The organism is Mycobacterium sp. NGS17 (assembly GCF_059813205.1).
The window spans coordinates 170,532-186,681 of sequence record NZ_JCALED010000009.1; the positions used below are offsets into that span (position 1 = coordinate 170,532).

The 16,150-nt window shown below is 64.5% G+C and carries 14 protein-coding genes; 4 read left to right on the plus strand and 10 right to left on the minus strand.

From position 1 onward, the window contains the following. Positions 1 to 69: 69 nt before the first annotated feature. A complete protein-coding gene (locus tag AC5Y7E_RS19640) occupies positions 70 to 1,734 on the plus strand; it encodes a (2,3-dihydroxybenzoyl)adenylate synthase (protein ID WP_499915482.1) in 1,665 nt (554 codons plus the stop codon). A gap of 26 nt (positions 1,735 to 1,760) precedes the next feature. Here the strand turns inward: AC5Y7E_RS19640 and AC5Y7E_RS19645 are convergent, their stop codons facing one another. From AC5Y7E_RS19645 to AC5Y7E_RS19655, 3 genes are all read right to left on the minus strand, one after another. Next, positions 1,761 to 2,822: a 3-deoxy-7-phosphoheptulonate synthase gene (locus AC5Y7E_RS19645; protein WP_499915480.1), complete on the minus strand. Its 1,062-nt coding sequence runs from the start codon at positions 2,820 to 2,822 to the stop codon at positions 1,761 to 1,763. A gap of 268 nt (positions 2,823 to 3,090) precedes the next feature. After that, positions 3,091 to 3,723: a TetR/AcrR family transcriptional regulator gene (locus AC5Y7E_RS19650; RefSeq protein WP_499915478.1), complete on the minus strand. Its 633-nt coding sequence runs from the start codon at positions 3,721 to 3,723 to the stop codon at positions 3,091 to 3,093. A 96-nt stretch (positions 3,724 to 3,819) separates the two neighbouring features. Beyond that, complete coding sequence (locus AC5Y7E_RS19655; protein WP_499915476.1) at positions 3,820 to 4,524, minus strand: maleylpyruvate isomerase N-terminal domain-containing protein; 705 nt, start codon at positions 4,522 to 4,524, stop codon at positions 3,820 to 3,822. Positions 4,525 to 4,738: 214 nt separating this feature from the next. Between AC5Y7E_RS19655 and AC5Y7E_RS19660 the strand changes: the two genes are divergently transcribed. After that, positions 4,739 to 5,737, plus strand: coding sequence for an amidohydrolase family protein (locus AC5Y7E_RS19660; RefSeq protein WP_499950421.1), 999 nt, complete (start codon positions 4,739 to 4,741; stop codon positions 5,735 to 5,737). Positions 5,738 to 5,879: 142 nt separating this feature from the next. Here AC5Y7E_RS19660 and AC5Y7E_RS19665 read toward each other — a convergent pair whose 3' ends face one another. Next, positions 5,880 to 6,488, minus strand: a complete 609-nt coding sequence (locus AC5Y7E_RS19665; RefSeq protein WP_499950423.1) for a TetR/AcrR family transcriptional regulator — start codon at positions 6,486 to 6,488, stop codon at positions 5,880 to 5,882. Between the two features lie 117 nt (positions 6,489 to 6,605). Between AC5Y7E_RS19665 and AC5Y7E_RS19670 the strand changes: the two genes are divergently transcribed. Further along, a complete protein-coding gene (locus AC5Y7E_RS19670) occupies positions 6,606 to 8,342 on the plus strand; it encodes a CocE/NonD family hydrolase (protein WP_499950425.1) in 1,737 nt (578 codons plus the stop codon). A gap of 25 nt (positions 8,343 to 8,367) precedes the next feature. Here AC5Y7E_RS19670 and AC5Y7E_RS19675 read toward each other — a convergent pair whose 3' ends face one another. The 5 genes from AC5Y7E_RS19675 to AC5Y7E_RS19695 are packed head-to-tail and all read right to left on the minus strand — an operon-like array spanning position 8,368 to position 14,559. After that, positions 8,368 to 9,201 (minus strand): SDR family oxidoreductase, encoded by an 834-nt coding sequence (locus tag AC5Y7E_RS19675; RefSeq protein ID WP_499950426.1) that lies wholly within the window; start codon positions 9,199 to 9,201, stop codon positions 8,368 to 8,370. 2 nt (positions 9,202 to 9,203) lie between these two features. After that, positions 9,204 to 11,348: a 3-hydroxyacyl-CoA dehydrogenase NAD-binding domain-containing protein gene (locus tag AC5Y7E_RS19680; RefSeq protein ID WP_499950427.1), complete on the minus strand. Its 2,145-nt coding sequence runs from the start codon at positions 11,346 to 11,348 to the stop codon at positions 9,204 to 9,206. Positions 11,349 to 11,354: 6 nt separating this feature from the next. Further along, on the minus strand, positions 11,355 to 12,566 hold the full coding sequence (locus AC5Y7E_RS19685; RefSeq protein ID WP_499950429.1) for an acetyl-CoA C-acetyltransferase: 1,212 nt from the start codon (positions 12,564 to 12,566) through the stop codon (positions 11,355 to 11,357). Positions 12,567 to 12,574: 8 nt separating this feature from the next. Next, positions 12,575 to 13,738, minus strand: a complete 1,164-nt coding sequence (locus tag AC5Y7E_RS19690) for an acyl-CoA dehydrogenase family protein (protein WP_499950430.1) — start codon at positions 13,736 to 13,738, stop codon at positions 12,575 to 12,577. A gap of 2 nt (positions 13,739 to 13,740) precedes the next feature. Then, the gene (locus AC5Y7E_RS19695) at positions 13,741 to 14,559 is read right to left on the minus strand and encodes a CoA transferase (RefSeq protein WP_499950432.1); all 819 of its coding nucleotides are present in this window, start codon (positions 14,557 to 14,559) and stop codon (positions 13,741 to 13,743) included. A 109-nt stretch (positions 14,560 to 14,668) separates the two neighbouring features. On the opposite strand from AC5Y7E_RS19695, the gene AC5Y7E_RS19700 reads away from it, so the two are divergent. After that, complete coding sequence (locus AC5Y7E_RS19700) at positions 14,669 to 15,256, plus strand: TetR/AcrR family transcriptional regulator (protein WP_499950507.1); 588 nt, start codon at positions 14,669 to 14,671, stop codon at positions 15,254 to 15,256. Positions 15,257 to 15,271: 15 nt separating this feature from the next. Here AC5Y7E_RS19700 and AC5Y7E_RS19705 read toward each other — a convergent pair whose 3' ends face one another. Next, on the minus strand, positions 15,272 to 16,129 hold the full coding sequence (locus AC5Y7E_RS19705; RefSeq protein WP_499950433.1) for an alpha/beta fold hydrolase: 858 nt from the start codon (positions 16,127 to 16,129) through the stop codon (positions 15,272 to 15,274). Positions 16,130 to 16,150 lie beyond the last annotated feature (21 nt).

Below are 16,150 nucleotides of genomic sequence, written 5' to 3' on the forward strand. Positions count from 1 at the left end.
GGTTACCCTATCCTTACTCCCGGCGTCCCCGCTACTAGCCCCGTTCGAAGCCCCCTGCTGAAGGACCCAATGAGCGTCAACACACCGCAGCCGCCGGCCGGAGGCCTCGATGGGTTCGTGCCGTTTCCCGCCGATCGGGCCGCCGCCTATCGAGCGGCCGGCTACTGGACGGGGCGGCCCTTGGACACCATCCTGAGCGACGCGGCCCAGCAATGGCCCGACCGAATCGCCGTCCGCGACGCGATGGCCGGTGCCGGCATTACCTATGCGGACCTCGACGACCAGGCTGACCGCGCGGCCGGTGGACTCCTGCGCGCGGGTATTGCGCCGGGCGACCGAGTGTTGCTGCAGCTGCCGAACGGCTGCCAGTTCGCGGTGGCGCTGTTCGGGCTGCTGCGGGCGGGAGCGATCCCGGTGATGTGCCTGCCCGGGCACCGGGCCGCCGAACTCGGGCATTTCGCCGCGGTCAGCGAGGCCACCGGGCTCCTGATCGCAGACGCCGCAGGGGGTTTCGACTATCGGGCGATGGCGCGCGCGCTGTCCGAGGAGCACGGCGCGCTGAAGCACGTCATCGTCGACGGCGACCCGGGACCGTTCATCCCATGGGCGCAGCTGCGCGATCAGGCGGCGATGTCCACGCCGCCCCGGCCGCCTGACCCGGGATCGCCTGCGTTGCTACTGGTTTCGGGCGGTACCACCGGAACACCCAAGCTCATTCCCCGCACCCACGACGACTACGTTTTCAACGCGAAGGCCAGCGCCGAACTCTGCGGGCTCACCTCGGACGACGTCTACTTGGCGCTGCTGTCGGCCGGCCACAATTTCCCGCTGGCCTGCCCGGGCCTGCTCGGCGCGATGACCGTCGGCGCCACCACCGTTTTCGGCACCGACCCCAGTCCCGAAGCGGCCTTCGCCGCCATCGACCGCCACGGCGTCACGGTGACCGCCCTGGTGCCGGCGTTGGCCAAGCTGTGGGCGCAGGCCTGCGACTGGGAACCCGTGACACCAAAGACGTTGCGGCTCTTGCAGGTTGGTGGCGCGAAGTTGGAACCCGAGGATGCCCGGTTGGTGCGCAGCGCCCTGACCCCGGGCCTGCAGCAGGTGTTCGGGATGGCCGAGGGGCTGCTGAACTACACCCGGCTCGACGATCCCCCGGAACTCACCGAACACACCCAGGGACGGCCCTTGTCGGCCGCCGACGAACTGCGCGTCGTCGATGCGCAGGGCGAGCCGGTGCCGCCGGGCGAGGAAGGCGAGCTACTGGTTCGCGGGCCGTACACGTTCAACGGCTATTTCCGGGCCGAGCGCGACAACGAACGCAGCTTCGACGCGCAAGGGTTCTTCCGCAGCGGTGACGTGGTGCGGCTACGCGGCGACGGCTATCTGGTGGTCACCGGTCGCGTCAAAGACGTGATCTGTCGTGCCGGAGAAACGATTTCCGCGGCGGACCTCGAGGAGCAGCTGCACACCCACCCGTCGATCTTCTCGGCGGCCGCGGTCGCGCTGCCAGACTCCTACCTGGGCGAGAAGATCTGTGCGGCCGTGGTTTTCAGTGGCCCCGAGCTATCGCTGCCGGAATTGAACGGCTATCTCGACGAGCGTGGGGTGGCCGCGCACGCCCGCCCCGACGTTCTGGTTGCGATGACGGCGCTGCCCACCACCCCGATCGGCAAGATCGACAAAAAGGCCATTGCGCGCCGGGTTTCGGCGCAACAGGCACCCGCGCGACACTAGCTTTGCGCGCTCTCCCACGGCCCGCGTCAGCCCATCGCCGCGTACAGCTCGGTCAGCAGGCCCGCCGTGGTTCGGAAGTCCATGCACTGATCGGTCACGGACTGGCCATAGGTCAGTTCGCCGCCGAGCGATTGCGCGCCGGCCACCAGGAAGCTCTCCAGCATGAGGCCGGCGATACCGCGCTCGCCCGCCGCGATGCGTGCGGTAACCTCCGCGGTGACCTCGGCCTGCCGCACATGGTCTTTGGCGGAGTTGGCATGTGAGCAGTCGATCATCACCCGCGTGGAAAGCCCTGCCTTGCTGAGCCGTTCGACGGCGGTGGTCACCGAGGCGGTGTCGTAGTTGGGCCCGGCGGTTCCACCCCGAAGGATCACGTGGCAGTCGGGATTGCCCTTGGTCTCGACGACGGCCGCGCGACCGACGTTGTCGGTACCGAAGAAATGATGTGCTGCCGCAGCGGCTTTGACACCGTCGATGGCGACCTGGACGTTGCCGTCGGTGCCGTTCTTGAATCCCACCGGCATGGACAGCCCGGACGCCAACTGGCGGTGAACCTGCGACTCGGTGGTCCGGGCGCCGATCGCGCCCCAGGCGACCGCGTCGGCGATGTATTGCGGGCTGGTGGGCTCCAGGAATTCACATCCCACCGGCAGGCCGACGTCGATGACGTCGAGCAATAGCCCGCGCGCAATGCGGAGCCCACGTTCGACGTCGAAGCTGCCGTCCATGTTGGGATCGTTGATGAGTCCCTTCCAGCCGACAGTCGTGCGCGGCTTCTCGAAGTAGACCCGCATCACGATCTTCAGCCGATCCGCGAATTCGGCGGCGACCGGCGCAAGTCGGCGTGCGTAATCGAGGGCGGCGGCGGGATCGTGCACCGAGCAGGGCCCAACGACCAGTAATAGCCGGTCGTCACCACCGGCCAGGATCGCCGAGATCTCCTCGCGATCGCGTTGGACGGTCTGGGCACGCCGAGCCGTCAACGGCAGCTCGGTGCGGATCACGGCAGGGGCCGAGAGTTCCCGGAACGAGACGATCCGATGATCGGACGTATCGATGGTCGCCGTGTCGCAATTGAGGATGGACATGGAGGGTGTGTGCCTTTCTCTGCTGGCTCCCAGGGCACGCCCGCTGGTTCCCGATGCCCTGAAAAACGAAAAGCAGCGACCGTATGGTCACTGCTGGGCTCCGGGTATCAGTCGTGCGGTTGCGTCAACCAGACGCTGTCTCGCCGGCTCCACCCGGAGCCACGATAAAGCGCCAATACTTGCGCACGCCGATATTCACGTCGGCGAAGATACCATGTGGAGCCAGGCAGCTGACAACCCGGCACTTTCCCGGCTGCTCACCATCCGCTCACCGTGTCGCGGGCCCGCCAGAAGTGTTGGCGCGCAACGCATCGATCAGACGATCCATCACCGCACCGGCGTCCGCGCGGGCCTGGCCCTGATCCTTCGCGCGGGCGATATAAAGCGTTGCCTCGCGCAGCGCCCCCATGATCGTCAGGGCGGTCGCCTCGACGGGCTGTTCCGGAATGCCGCCGGACTCGATGGCGTCGGTGAGCAGTCCGGTCACGAACCCGATGTTGTAGCGGTGGCCGATGTCGCTCCACCGTTCCCATCCCAGGACCGCCAGCGCCTCGAGCAGGACGATGCGCTGGATCTCGGGTTCGGCGCACGCGTCCAACCACAGACCCGAACACAGTCGCATGATCTCGACCGGATCGGAGTGTCCCGAGGCCGCGACGGCCTCCCCCATCCGGGCGGCCATCTCACCCTCCACCCGCTCGAATACCGCTGCGAACAACTCTGTCTTGTCAGTGAAGTGGTGGTACAGGGCCCCACGCGTTACCCCCGCGTTGCGGACGATCGTTTCCAGGGATGCGTCGGCGAATCCCACTGACGCAAACAACGGCCGGGCGGCACCGATCAACGCATCGCGTGTCTCGGCCGCACGTTCGGCCTGCGTGCGGCGACCGTCGTTCGCCATCAACCCATACCTTTCTGCGTATGCATTTCATGCATACCGCATGAAAGGTCCGCGATTCTGCTACCGGCCGATGTCGCGTCGCCGTCTGCGCCCAGCTCAGAACACCCTGAGCCGGCGAACAATGTCCAGCGATGACGAGTCACCCTCGGCCTGAACGCCCAGACTCTCCCAACTGCCGCGTTGGGTGATCCACCGGACGAAGGCCTGCGAATCCGACGTGACACGCGCAGCGACATCGCAGTGGCCGCCGATGTGCAGGGTGCGCCCGCACAGCCCGTCGAGGCTCACTTCTACTCCGGTGTGTAAGTCGTTGAGTAAGTGCACGTTCTGTTGCGGCAGCGCCGCTTCGATCCAGTCAAGGGTGGGGGCAAGCCGCAGCTCGTCGACGGGCGGCGGATCGCCTTCCAATGGCCCATCCGGCGAAAACAGGTCAAACCGGGTGTGAATGAAGGACTCGAAGACGAACGTGGTCGGAACGATCGATGCCGGATAGGTCCCGACGTCGCCTATCGGTATATCGATGTCCTGAGTCTCGATTGCTGCGAGCATCTCCAGCCCTCGCGCGCTGACCGATTCATAATCGGCCACAACCTCTTTGGGAGTCATCGAACGCCGCGAGGCGACATAGAGATCCGCCGCGCGCTCGGCAGGTATTTCGCCCGGGCTGGGCAGCGTCGACGGATCGACGGCCAGCCAGAAGCTGCATGCCATGTGTGACACGAGGTCCTGGACCGACCAGCCGGGGCATCGACTGTCTTTCTCCCACATCGCATCCGGCATCTTCGAACAAAGATCCAACACGACTCAGCGTTCTTCCGTCATGGCGTCGATTGTGGTGCTCATGCCCCTACCCTTCAGATACATACAGTATGTATTAACATACACACTGTATGTATGAAGTCAAGGGCGAAGCAGGTGCCGATATCGGCGAACCTCACAATCCCCTCATCGAGCCATTCCGCCCGTGTGAGCGGCAACAGCTGCACGGGCTACCAGAGTCGAAGGAGCGAACCGGATGCGCATCATCACCGTTGAGGAACACTTTGAGCACCCCGAGGTCAGTCAGCGGGTTCTACAGCTCGGTGGGCCACCCAGCGGCTTGCCGCTGGACGAGCTCGCCGACTTCGGTTCGGTCTTCAACGACGACCGCGAGGCCGCCGCCCGGCTCGGCGGACATCGATTGGCGCATATGGATGCGGTAGGCGTCGATGTCCAAGTCGTCTCCCACGGTAACGGCAGCCCAAGTACATTGGCCGCCCCTGAATCAGTAGAGCTGTGCCGGCAGGTGAATGACGATCTGGCACAACAGATCTCCGAACACCCCGATCGTTTTCGGGGATTTGCCACACTCCCCCTTTATGAACCGGCCAAAGCAGCCGAGGAGCTGCGCCGCTGTGTCGGAGACCTCGGGTTCGTGGGCGCCTTGATCGCGGGAACATTCGAAGGACACTTCCTGGATGACCCGCGTTTCGACCCAATACTCGCAGCCACCGAAGCGGTGGACTTGCCGATCTATGTGCATCCTGGACTGCCCCACCCGCAAGTCTCTCGGCCCTACTACTTCGGCGAGTGGTCGGCCGCCATCGGACTGATGTTTTCTGGACCCGCCTTCGGCTGGCACGCCGAGGCCGGCATCCACATCATCCGGCTGATTTTGTCCGGTGCGTTAGACCGTCACCCAGGGCTGAAACTGCTTAGCGGGCACTGGGGAGAAGTCATGGCGTTTTGGCTCGAACGACTCGACGAAACCTTCGCACTGGTACGCAAAGGCCACGACCGCGACATCAGCGACTACTACCGCCAACAAATCTGGGTGACCCCCTCCGGAATGTTCAACCAGCATCAGCTCGACCATGTCGTCGCCGACCTGGGCGCCGAGCGGATCATCTATTCCGAGGACTTCCCTTATGTCAAACGCGACAACGTCACCGAATTCCTCACCAGCTCGGGACTTTCCGATCAGCAGATGCACGCCATCGCGCACAACAACGTCGAAGCGCTGTTGCGTATCTGACGACTGGAGTCACCTCGATGGGTCCGGAGTAGCCCTTCGACATAACACCTCTCAGATGATGCGGCACCCCCAACTGTGCTGGCGAATCTGATAACAGGAGCCCCAGTCAATGAATCCTGTCCTCGGTTGACGCGTCAAGAGTTCACTTCGATGTCAGCACGTTCTGTACTGCTGGTGCAACAAGAGCGACAACCTTGTCACGATCCGTGTTCGCAAGGACCGGCACACCCACAATTCGCCGCCCCACGATGATCCCGACCAGCATCGACGCCGCAAGCCCCGCACGGACCACCGCGTCATCGATTGCGCGCGATCCGGCGTTATCGAGCAGCCGGGCCTCGATAAACTCGCGCAGCTGTGCGCGGGCGTGCTCGTGGGCGATGGCGCCTCGCAGCATCGCCATGAGGGGCTCGGAATCTTGCGGAGTCCCCTCCCACACGTCGAGAAACGCGCGGACCACCCGCTCACCGAGGCATTCATCCGGCCCGTCGAACGCGGTGCTCAACCGCGCCAACGCATCCGGGGAGATCGACATCACCTCGGCGAACAGCTGATCTTTCGACCGAAAGAACTGCATCACCAGTGCCGCGTCCACCCCGGCGTCGGCCGCGACTTGGCGAATGGTCGTCGCGGCGAAACCATCGCTGGCGAAGCGGGCGCGCGCCGCGTCGAGGATGGCTTGTCGAGTCGTACTGATCCCTGGCCGACGCCCCCGACGGCCGGCCGGCGCTCGGCTTTTGTTCGGTGTCACAACCCAGAATCTACCGCCTATAACTCCTCAATATCAACGTCTGTTGATTTTTGTCCGTACGGACCCTATGCTCGAAGAAGCGCGATCAAGAGGATTGGGATGGAAGGGGATATGGCTATGGAAGAGAAGGTGTTCATGCCGTCCCACCCTCTGGAGCCAGGTGAACGGTACGGAGTTCTGAGCGGTTTCGATCCGGGCACGAGGACACTGCCGGCGGGTTTTCGACTCGCGCCGGCATTTTGTGCCCTGCCGGTCGACATCGTGCGCGAGAAGGATGTCCCAGTCGTCATGCGCGACGGCGTGAGGATCTATGTCGATATCTTGCGGCCGGTGACCGACGACAGGGCGCCGGTCATTGTGGCGTTCAGTCCGTATGGCAAGGGTGAGGGAAGCGCGCCGGCGGCTATGGGGGTGTTCGGGCTGGTTGGCTTGGATAACGCCACCGTGTCTGGTCTGCACAAGTTCGAAGGTCCGGACCCGGCATATTGGTGTGCCCAGGGTTATGCGATCTGCAATCCGGATCCTCGAGGCGTCAGCGACTCCGACGGTGACAGCGTGCTGTGGGATCGCCAAGAGGGTGAGGACTGCCACGACTTGATCGAGTGGCTGGCCGCACAGGAGTGGTCCACCGGCAAGGTCGCGATGAGCGGCACCTCCTATCTCGCAGTGGCGCAATGGTTTGCAGCCGCCGAACAGCCGCCGCACCTGACCGCGATCAACCCATGGGAGGGCATCAGCGATGTCTACCGCGATCTGGTGATGCGCGGCGGCATGCCCGACACCGGGTTCGCACGACAACTGCAAGACAACAGCTTTTGGGGTAAGGGCCGCAAGGAGGACATTCTCGCTGAAGCGCAACGGTATCCGCTGATGAACGATTTGTGGCGCAACAAGATTCCGCATGTTGACCGGATCAGCGTGCCTGCCTACGTGGTGGCCAGCTACTCCAACACTTTGCACACAGCCGGCACCTTCCGAGCCTGGCGTCGGTTGGGGTCGAAGGACAAGTGGCTGCGTATCCACAACAGCCAGGAATGGCCCGACTACTACGACGAAGCAAACAGGGAGGACCTACGCCGGTTCTTCGATCATTTCCTCAAGGGCAAGGACAACGGCTGGGAAACAACCCCGCGTGTTCGGTATGCGCTTCTCGATCTACAGGGCGGCGATCAGATAAATCTGCCTGCCGACAACTTTCCTCCGCAGGGTGTCGCCTCCACGAAGTTTTATCTCGATGGTCGTTCGCGCACGCTGAGCACGAACGCACCGGCGGAGGAGGCGACGACGGTGTACGACGCCGAAACCAGCCCTGGTTTGGCTTCTTTCGTTGTCCGCTTCGACGAGGAAACCACGTTGGTCGGCTACCCCAGAGTGCGATTGTGGGTGGAAGCAGAAGATGCCGACGACATGGACCTGTTCGTCTTCGTCCAAAAGCTCAACGAGCAGGGAACGCCGCTGCAGGTGTTCACGGTGCCCAATCACGGCGCCAGGATCCACGACGTCACCGAGCGAGGCGCCTCGATCCTGCGGTACAAGGGCTCCAGCGGCCAGCTGCGCGTATCGATGCGCCACCTAGACGAGTCGCTGTCGACCGACGAAGTCCCTGCCCACAGTTTCGATCGGGTCGAGAAACTGAGTCCAGGTGAGGTCGTTGACATCGAAATCGACCTTCTGCCAATCGGCTTGGTGCTTTACCCTGGCGAACAGCTACGGCTGGTCATCAGTGCGCGGAATCTGTTTGGCTCATGGATGCCCGGACTTCGCGAATACACGCCGCAAAACAGTGGGCAACACGTCATCCACACCGGCGGAACTCGCCCGTCGTTCCTGCAACTCCCCCTCAAGGTTGCATAAGCGCGCGGCACCACACTTTCGCGGACTACAGCCGCCGGTGGTAGGCCTCGCGCGCTTGCGGCTCGGCGGCGCAGACGAGTTGGTCGAACCTGGCGACGTGCGCGACGGCGAAGCGAGATTTGTCGGGCAGCAGCGAGAGTGACTTGAGGATGACGCCGAGTGCGGCCGGCACGCTCTTGCGTGGCTTGTCCTTGACGACTGCGGCGATGATGCCGGCGGCCACGGCATCGGGCTCGGCGGTGGCCAGTGGCTTGGCCCAGCCGGGCACCTTTGTGCCTGCCGATAGTTCGGTGTTGATGATGCCCGGCAGCACGATGCTGACCCCGACACCGTGCTGGCGCAGTTCGCGGTGCAGCGACTCGGTGAAGCCGACCACGAAATGCTTGGTGCCGCAATAGGTCGCCATCCCCGGCTCACCGGTGACACCGGCCAGCGACGCGATGTTGACGATGTGACCCGCGCCCCTGGGCACGAACCGCCCGGCCGCCAGCCGCGAGCCGTTGAGCACCCCATAGACGTTGACGTCGATCATGCGACGGGTCATGGTCGGTGACTCGTCGACGAACGGGCCGGTCGGCATGATGCCGGCGTTATTGACCAGCACGTCGAGGCGACCCAGCTTGGCCTCGACTCGGTCCAGGAACGCGGCGAACGACGCGGGATCGCTGACATCGAGCGACAACCCGATGACCGTTGCGGGCGGGTCGGCGCCGAGTCCGGCGGCCTGTTTCTCAGCGAGTTCGGTGTCGAGATCACCGATGGCGACCTTCGCGCCGGCGGCCAGGAACGCCTGGGCGGTCGCCAGCCCGATGCCGCGTGCCGCGCCGGTGATCGCGACGACCTTGTCTGCTAGATCCACTGTCAGCCTTCGCTGTTCGGTGGCCGAAACCGCGGGCCATACGCCGCCGCGAGGTCGCCGGCGCGCTCACGGAACGCTTCAATACCGCCCGGGTAGCCGGTGACGAACTGGCGCACCCCGCCGGTCCACGGCGGGTAGCCGATGCCGAAGATCGAGCCGATGTTGGCGTCCGGGTCAGAGCCGATGACGCCGTCGTCGTAGGCGTTTTGGGTTTCGATCGCCTGGATGAACAGGTAGCGGTCCTGCAGGTCGTCGAACGGAACCGACAGTGTGCGTTTGGTGTTGAATGCACTTCTCAGCCCGTCCCACAGCCCGGCGCGGGTACCGTCGACGTAGTCATAGAAACCGGCACCGCCCTGCTTACCGGTACGGTCGAACTTGTCCATAAGGGTGGCGACCACTTCGCCGGCCACGCGCACCGACTCGTCGAGCGCGACTCCGTCGGCCGCGGCCGCCTGCACCGTCTCATCCATGATCTTGCGGATGGTGCCGAAGCTGAGCTCGTCGGCCACTTGCAGCGGTCCGGCCGGGTAGCCCGCCTGAAACGCCGCCTGCTCGATGGTGGCCGGGTCGACGCCTTCGGCGAGCATGTTGAAAGCCTCGAGCAGGTAGGTCGAAAACACCCGGGTGGTGAAAAACCCGCGGCCGTCGTTGACCACGATCGGATACTTCTTGATGGCCAGCGCGTAGTCGATGACCCGCGCCAGGGCCTCATCGGATGTTTTTGCGCCGCGGATGATCTCGATCGGGTCCATCTTTTCCACCGGTGAGAAGAAGTGGATGCCGATGAAGTTCGCCGGCCGGCCCACCCCGGCCGCCAGATCGGTGATCGGCAGCGACGAGGTGTTAGAGCCCAGGACGGCGCCGGGTTCGACGACGTTCTCGATCTCGGCGAACACCTTGTTCTTAAGCTCGGTGTTTTCGAACACAGCCTCGATCACGAAATCCACTCCGGCGAAGTCGGCGGCATCGCCGGTCGGGGTGATGCGATCCAGCAGCGCCTGCGACTTCGCCTCGGTGGTACGACCTTTGGCCAACGCCTTCTGTTCGAGGTGTTCCGAGTAAGCCTTACCCTTGCTGGCCGCCTCCACGGTGACATCTTTGAGGACGACGTCGATGCCGGCTTTCGCTGTCACATAAGCGATGCCGGCGCCCATCATGCCCGCACCCAGGATGCCGACCTTGTTGATCGTGCGCCCGGGAACGTCGGCCGGACGCGACGTGCCGCCCTGCACTGCCTGCAGATCGAAGAAGAACGCCTGGATCATGTTTTTGGCGACGGGGCCGGTGACCAGGTGCACGAAGTAGCGGGTCTCGATGAGCTGCGCGGTGTCGAAGTCGACTTGGGCGCCCTCGAGTGCGGCCGCCATGATCGCCCGCGGCGCCGGCATCCGCGAGCCCTTGAGTTGCTTGCGCAAGTTGGCGGGGAACGCCGGCAAATTGGCCGCGAATGCCGGCGTCGACGGGCTTCCCCCACGGATCTCGAAACCCGGGACATCCCACGGCTGCAGATGCTTGTCCGGGTTGGCCAGGATCCACGCCTTGGCGGCCGGCACCAATTCTTCGACCGAGCCAACCAGTTCGTCGATGAGCCCCACCTGTCGAGCCTTGGCGGGCTTGAATCGGTTGCCGGTCAACAACACTTGCATCAGCGCGGGTTGAATGCCGAGCAGGCGCACCGTGCGCGTCACACCGCCCGCCCCCGGCAGCACTCCCAGCATCACCTCGGGGAGGCCGATAACACTGCCGGGCACATCTGCCGCGATGCGGTGATGGGATGCCAGCGCCAGCTCCAGTCCGCCGCCCAACGCGACGCCGTTTATGGCGGCGACCACCGGTTTGCCCAGCGTCTCCAGCCGACGCAGATCACGTTTGATCGCCGTGGAGCCGTCGAACAGCTGCTGCGCATGCTCGGGTCCGGCGCCCAGGATCTGGGTCAGATCGGCGCCGGCGAAGAACGTCGACTTACCCGAAGTGATTACCACACCGGTGACACCGTCGACTTCGGCCTCGAGCCGGTCGATCGTCGCGCCCATCTGCTCGACGTAAGCGTCGGTGAGCATGTTGGCGCCGTTGTTCGGGTCGTCGATCGTCAGCGTGACGATCCCGTCGGCGTCTTTCGCCCAGCTAATAATGCTGCTAAACAATTGAACTCAGACCCTTTCGATGACGGTGGTCACGCCCATGCCGCCGGCGACGCAGAGAGTGATCAGGCCGTAGCGGCCACCCCGCCGCTCCAGCTCGTCGACCACAGTGCCCAGCAACATGGCGCCGGTGGCGCCGAGGGGATGGCCCATCGCGATAGCACCGCCGTTGACGTTGTACTTCTCGTCCGGGACGCCGAAGTACTGTTGGATTTTGATGGCGATGGCGGCGAACGCCTCGTTCATCTCGAACACGTCGATGTCGTCGATGGAAAGGCCCGCAAGGTCAAGTGCTTTGTGCACGGCCGGGATTGGGCCACCGAACATCAGGACCGGGTCAGCGCCGCTGGTGGCCGCGGACACGATGCGCGCCCGCGGGGTCAGGCCGGACGCCTTGCCGGCCTGCGCGCTGCCGACCAGCACCAGCGACGCACCGTCGACGATGCCCGAGCTGTTGCCGCCGGTATGAACGTGGTTGATCGCTTCGACCCAGTGGTAGCGCTGCATCGCGACGGCGTCGAAGCCACCGAAGTCACCGATGCCTGCGAACGCGGGCGGCAGCTTGGCCAGATCGTCGACCGTGCTGCCCGGGCGCATGTGCTCGTCGTGATCCAAAATGGTCAGGCCGTTGATATCACGCACCGGCACAACCGATTTAGCGAAGTAGCCGCCCGACCACGCCGCTGCCGCGCGCTGCTGGGAGCGCGTCGCGTAGGCGTCGACGTCCTCGCGGGTGTAGCCCTCGATGGTAGCCAGCAGGTCGGCGGCCACACCCTGCGGGATGAAGTAGTTGTCGTAGGCGGTCGCCGCGTCGTAGGCCATCGCGCCGTGGTCGCTGCCCATCTCGACCCGCGACATCGACTCCACCCCACCGGCGATCACCAACTCGTCGAAACCTGACCGCACCGCCTTGGCCGCGGCGTTGACGGCGTCCAGGCCCGACCCGCAGAACCGGTTGAGCTGCACACCGCCCACGGTGTCGGGCAGCTTGGCCACGTTGACCGCGGTGCGCGCGATGTCCATGCCTTGATCGCCCACCGGGGTGACGACACCGAGCACGATGTCGGAGATCCGGTCCTCGTCGAGGTCCGGAAAGCGGCGGCGCAGCTCGTCGATCAGCCCGACCACCAACGAGATCGGCTTCACCGAATGCAGCGCGCCGCTGGCTTTGCCTTTGCCCCGCGGGGTGCGGATCGCCTCGTAAATGTATGCCTCAATCATGGGTGTCCTTATAGTGAGCGGCTGATGATTTCTTTCATGATTTCGCTTGTACCGCCGTAGATTTTGTTGACCCGCGCGGCGGCGTACGCCCTGGCGATGGGGTATTCGATCATGTAGCCGTAGCCACCGAAGAACTGAACGCAGCGGTCGACCACGTCGACAGCCTTGTCCGCGGCGACCAGCTTGGCCATCGATGCGGTGGCAGGGTCGTTGCTGCCGTCGATGTAGCGCTGGATGCAGTAGTCGACAGTCGTCTTGACCGACAAAACCTCGGCCTTGAGTTGGGCAAGCTCGAACTTGTTGTGCTGGAACTTGATCAGCGGCTTACCAAACGCTTCGCGCTCCTTGGTGTACTTGATCGCTTCGAGTACCGCGGCCTCGGCCATGCCGGCGCACAGCGACGCGATGATCAGGCGCTCGCGGGCGAGCTGTTCCATCAACTGGTAGAAACCCAGGCCCTCCTTCTCGCCGAGCAGATTGGTCACCGGCACGCGCATGTCGGAGAAGAACAGCTCGCGGGTGTCCTGGCCGTGCTGACCAACCTTCTCTAGCACCCGCCCACGTTCGAATCCGGCCAACTCGTCATCGGTCTCGGCGACGATCAGCGACACGCCCGCCGCGCCTTCCGTCGGATCGGTCTTGGCGACGATTACCAACAGGTCACAGTGAGTGCCATTGGAAATGAACGTTTTCGATCCATTGATCACATAGTGCTGGCCGTCGCGGACGGCGGTGGTCCGCACCGCTTGGAGGTCCGAACCGGTGCCGGGCTCGGTCATCGCGATCGCGAGCACCTTTTCGCCGGTGATGATGCCGGGCATCCAGCGCTTGCGTTGCTCATCGTCACCGTAGGTATTGATGTAGTGCGCCACGATCGGCGAGTGCACGACCCAACCCGTCGATGAATCGTGGGCCAGCGCAATCTCTTCGGCAACGACGGCGGACATGCCGAAATCGCCGCCGGTGCCGCCGTATTCCTCCGGCAAGTCCAGGCCAAGCAGACCGGCGTCGCCGAGTTTGTTCCAGAACTCGCGATCCACCTGGTGCTGTTTGGCCCAGCGTTCCTGGTTGGGGGTCGACTCTTTGCGCAGAAACTCCGCGGCATGCTTGCGCAAGTCGCGGTGGGCGTCGGTCTCCCAGCTCGCGCGGTAATCGGGGAACAACTCGGACACGTCTACCTCACTTCGTTCAGGGGAATATCCATATGCCGCGCAAGCTCTTCTAGCTCCGCGGTCGTTCTCAACTTGAACGCCTCGCGCAGGCTTTGGTGGCTGCCGTCGGCGTGAAACGTCGCGCATGTCCGCGCGAAGAAGTGCGGTTCGATCGCACCCAGCGCGACATATCCGTCGGCCGATTCGTAGATGCCGTAGCCGGGAAATGCGCCACCGAGCGCTGCGCCCTCCCCCATCAGCCCATAGCGCACCGCATCGCCGGCACGGGCGGCCGCCTCCTCTAACACCACGCGGTGCGGTTGCCCCTTACCGGTTTTCGCGGCTTGCAGCAGTGCCGCCACCGCCGTCGTCACGGCGCGCTCAGCACCGAGCATGTCAGCGATCGGTACCTTCGGCATATGCGGCGGCGTCAGTGTCCCGTGCACCGCCTGGTAGTTGAGATCATGGCCCGCAATCTCGGCTCGCTCGCCGTCGTAGCCAACGATGTCGATAAGCGATAGCCGCGGAAACGTCTCGTGCGGACGGGCCAACCCCAACCGCGCCAGCGCCGAGGGCCGCATCGAGGTGATCAGCAAATCGGTATCCCCCAGCAACTCATCGAGCTTGGCCCGATCACCCGTGTCTTTGAGATCCAGCGTCAACACGTTCTGGTGCTCGACCAAACGCGCATACCAGTCGGGCGCGGCAGCCGCGAGCGGATCTCCCGCCGGTGGCTCCACCTTCGTCACCGCAGCACCCAACTCGACCAGCCGTGCCGCCGCCAGCGGACCGGGCAGGTTCACCGCCAGGGACACCACCGCGATACCGGCCAAGGGCCGCACTAGAACGTCACCTTCATGCCGGAGACAATACAGTTGTATCGTAAATAGATCAAACGTAGAGGAGATTAGGTTGGGCCCTAGGATGGCGGTGAGGAGGAGAGCTGTGGCGATGATCGATCCGCGGGCGACCAATGAAGACCTGACGGCCAAGGCGCGGATTCGCAACGCTGCGCTGGACCTCTACGCGCAATATGGCGAAGACCGAATTTCGTTGCGTGACATCGCTTCTGCGGCCGGGGTCACCCTGGGACTGGTGCAGCACCACTTCAAGACCAAAGCCGGCGTGCGCGACGCGGTCGACCAGCTGGTGGTGGACTATTTCGCCCACGCGCTCGCCCAGGTCCCGGCCGAGGGTAGCGCGCGGCACGTCGCGGCGGCGCGCGACGAGGCCGTCGCCCGCATGCTGCGCAACAATCCGCCGGTCGTCAATTATGTGCGGCGCGCGGTGCTGGAGCCCTCCGAAGACCGGCTGCACCTGCTCGACGCGCTCATCGAGCTGACTCGCCGCGAAGTCACGGCGATGCGCGGTTCGGGAGTGGCATCCACCAAACGACCCGAATCCTCCCAGATCCTGGGCGTGTTGATCCGCCAAATGGGCGAGCTGCTGTTGCAGCCGATGGTTGACGCGGTGTGGGACCGCGTCGACAAACCACCTGAGGGCCGCAAACCGCGGTTGCGTATCACCGTCGAGAACTGAGCGACCTAGCGTTGACTATGACCGGATCGACTTTGCCAGCCGTTCGATCTCGGCATTAAAGGCATGTGGCGCCTCGACATTCGTGCAATGCCCGACGCGGGGCAGCCGCACAAACCGGTGCAGTCTGCCCCGAGCCTGCAGGATATCGGCGATCCGGTGTGCTGCTGCCGGTGGTGTCAGCCGATCCTCGTTGCCGGCCACCACGGTGGTTGGCACCGTGAGGTTCTCCAGCCCCGCGGCCACGCTCAGCCGCGACAGCCCCGCTCCCCAGACGCCCCGCACATCGGTGCGGCAATCGGCCAAAATCTCATACACGAAGTTCACGGCCGCAAGATCGGCGTAGCGGGACAACACCAACCGCTGCAGCGGCCATCGTGACCAGCGGATGGAGGGAAGCGCGATCGTCGAGCTCGCTAATGCGGTGAGCAACGGTCGGCGGATGTAGCGATACCGGTTCGCGAATGGCAGCAGCATCGTGGAGGCGCGGAACCGCTCGGCGATGGTGTTGGCCAACAGAACGGCCGACACCGCGCGCTCGGTGCGAGCACCGTAACGCTGCGCCCACGCCATGACCGTGATCCCCCCGAAGCTGTGCCCCACCAACACCGCCCGCTCCGCCGGCCCCAGCACCGCGCTCAGCACAGCGGCGAGGTCGCGCCCAAGCACATCGGGGTGCACGCCGTCGGACCCCAGGGTGCTGCGGCCCAGGCCGCGCTGGTCGTATGCGATCACCCGATAGCGGGCGGCCAGGGCGTTGATCTGCGGGTTCCAGTACTCGATGCGGCACCCGAAGCCATGGATCAACACGATCGGCTGACGATGCGCGGGACCATAACTGCGCACATGCAGGCGCGCGCCGTCGTGGGCCGTCACCGTGTCACGTCATAGGTGACC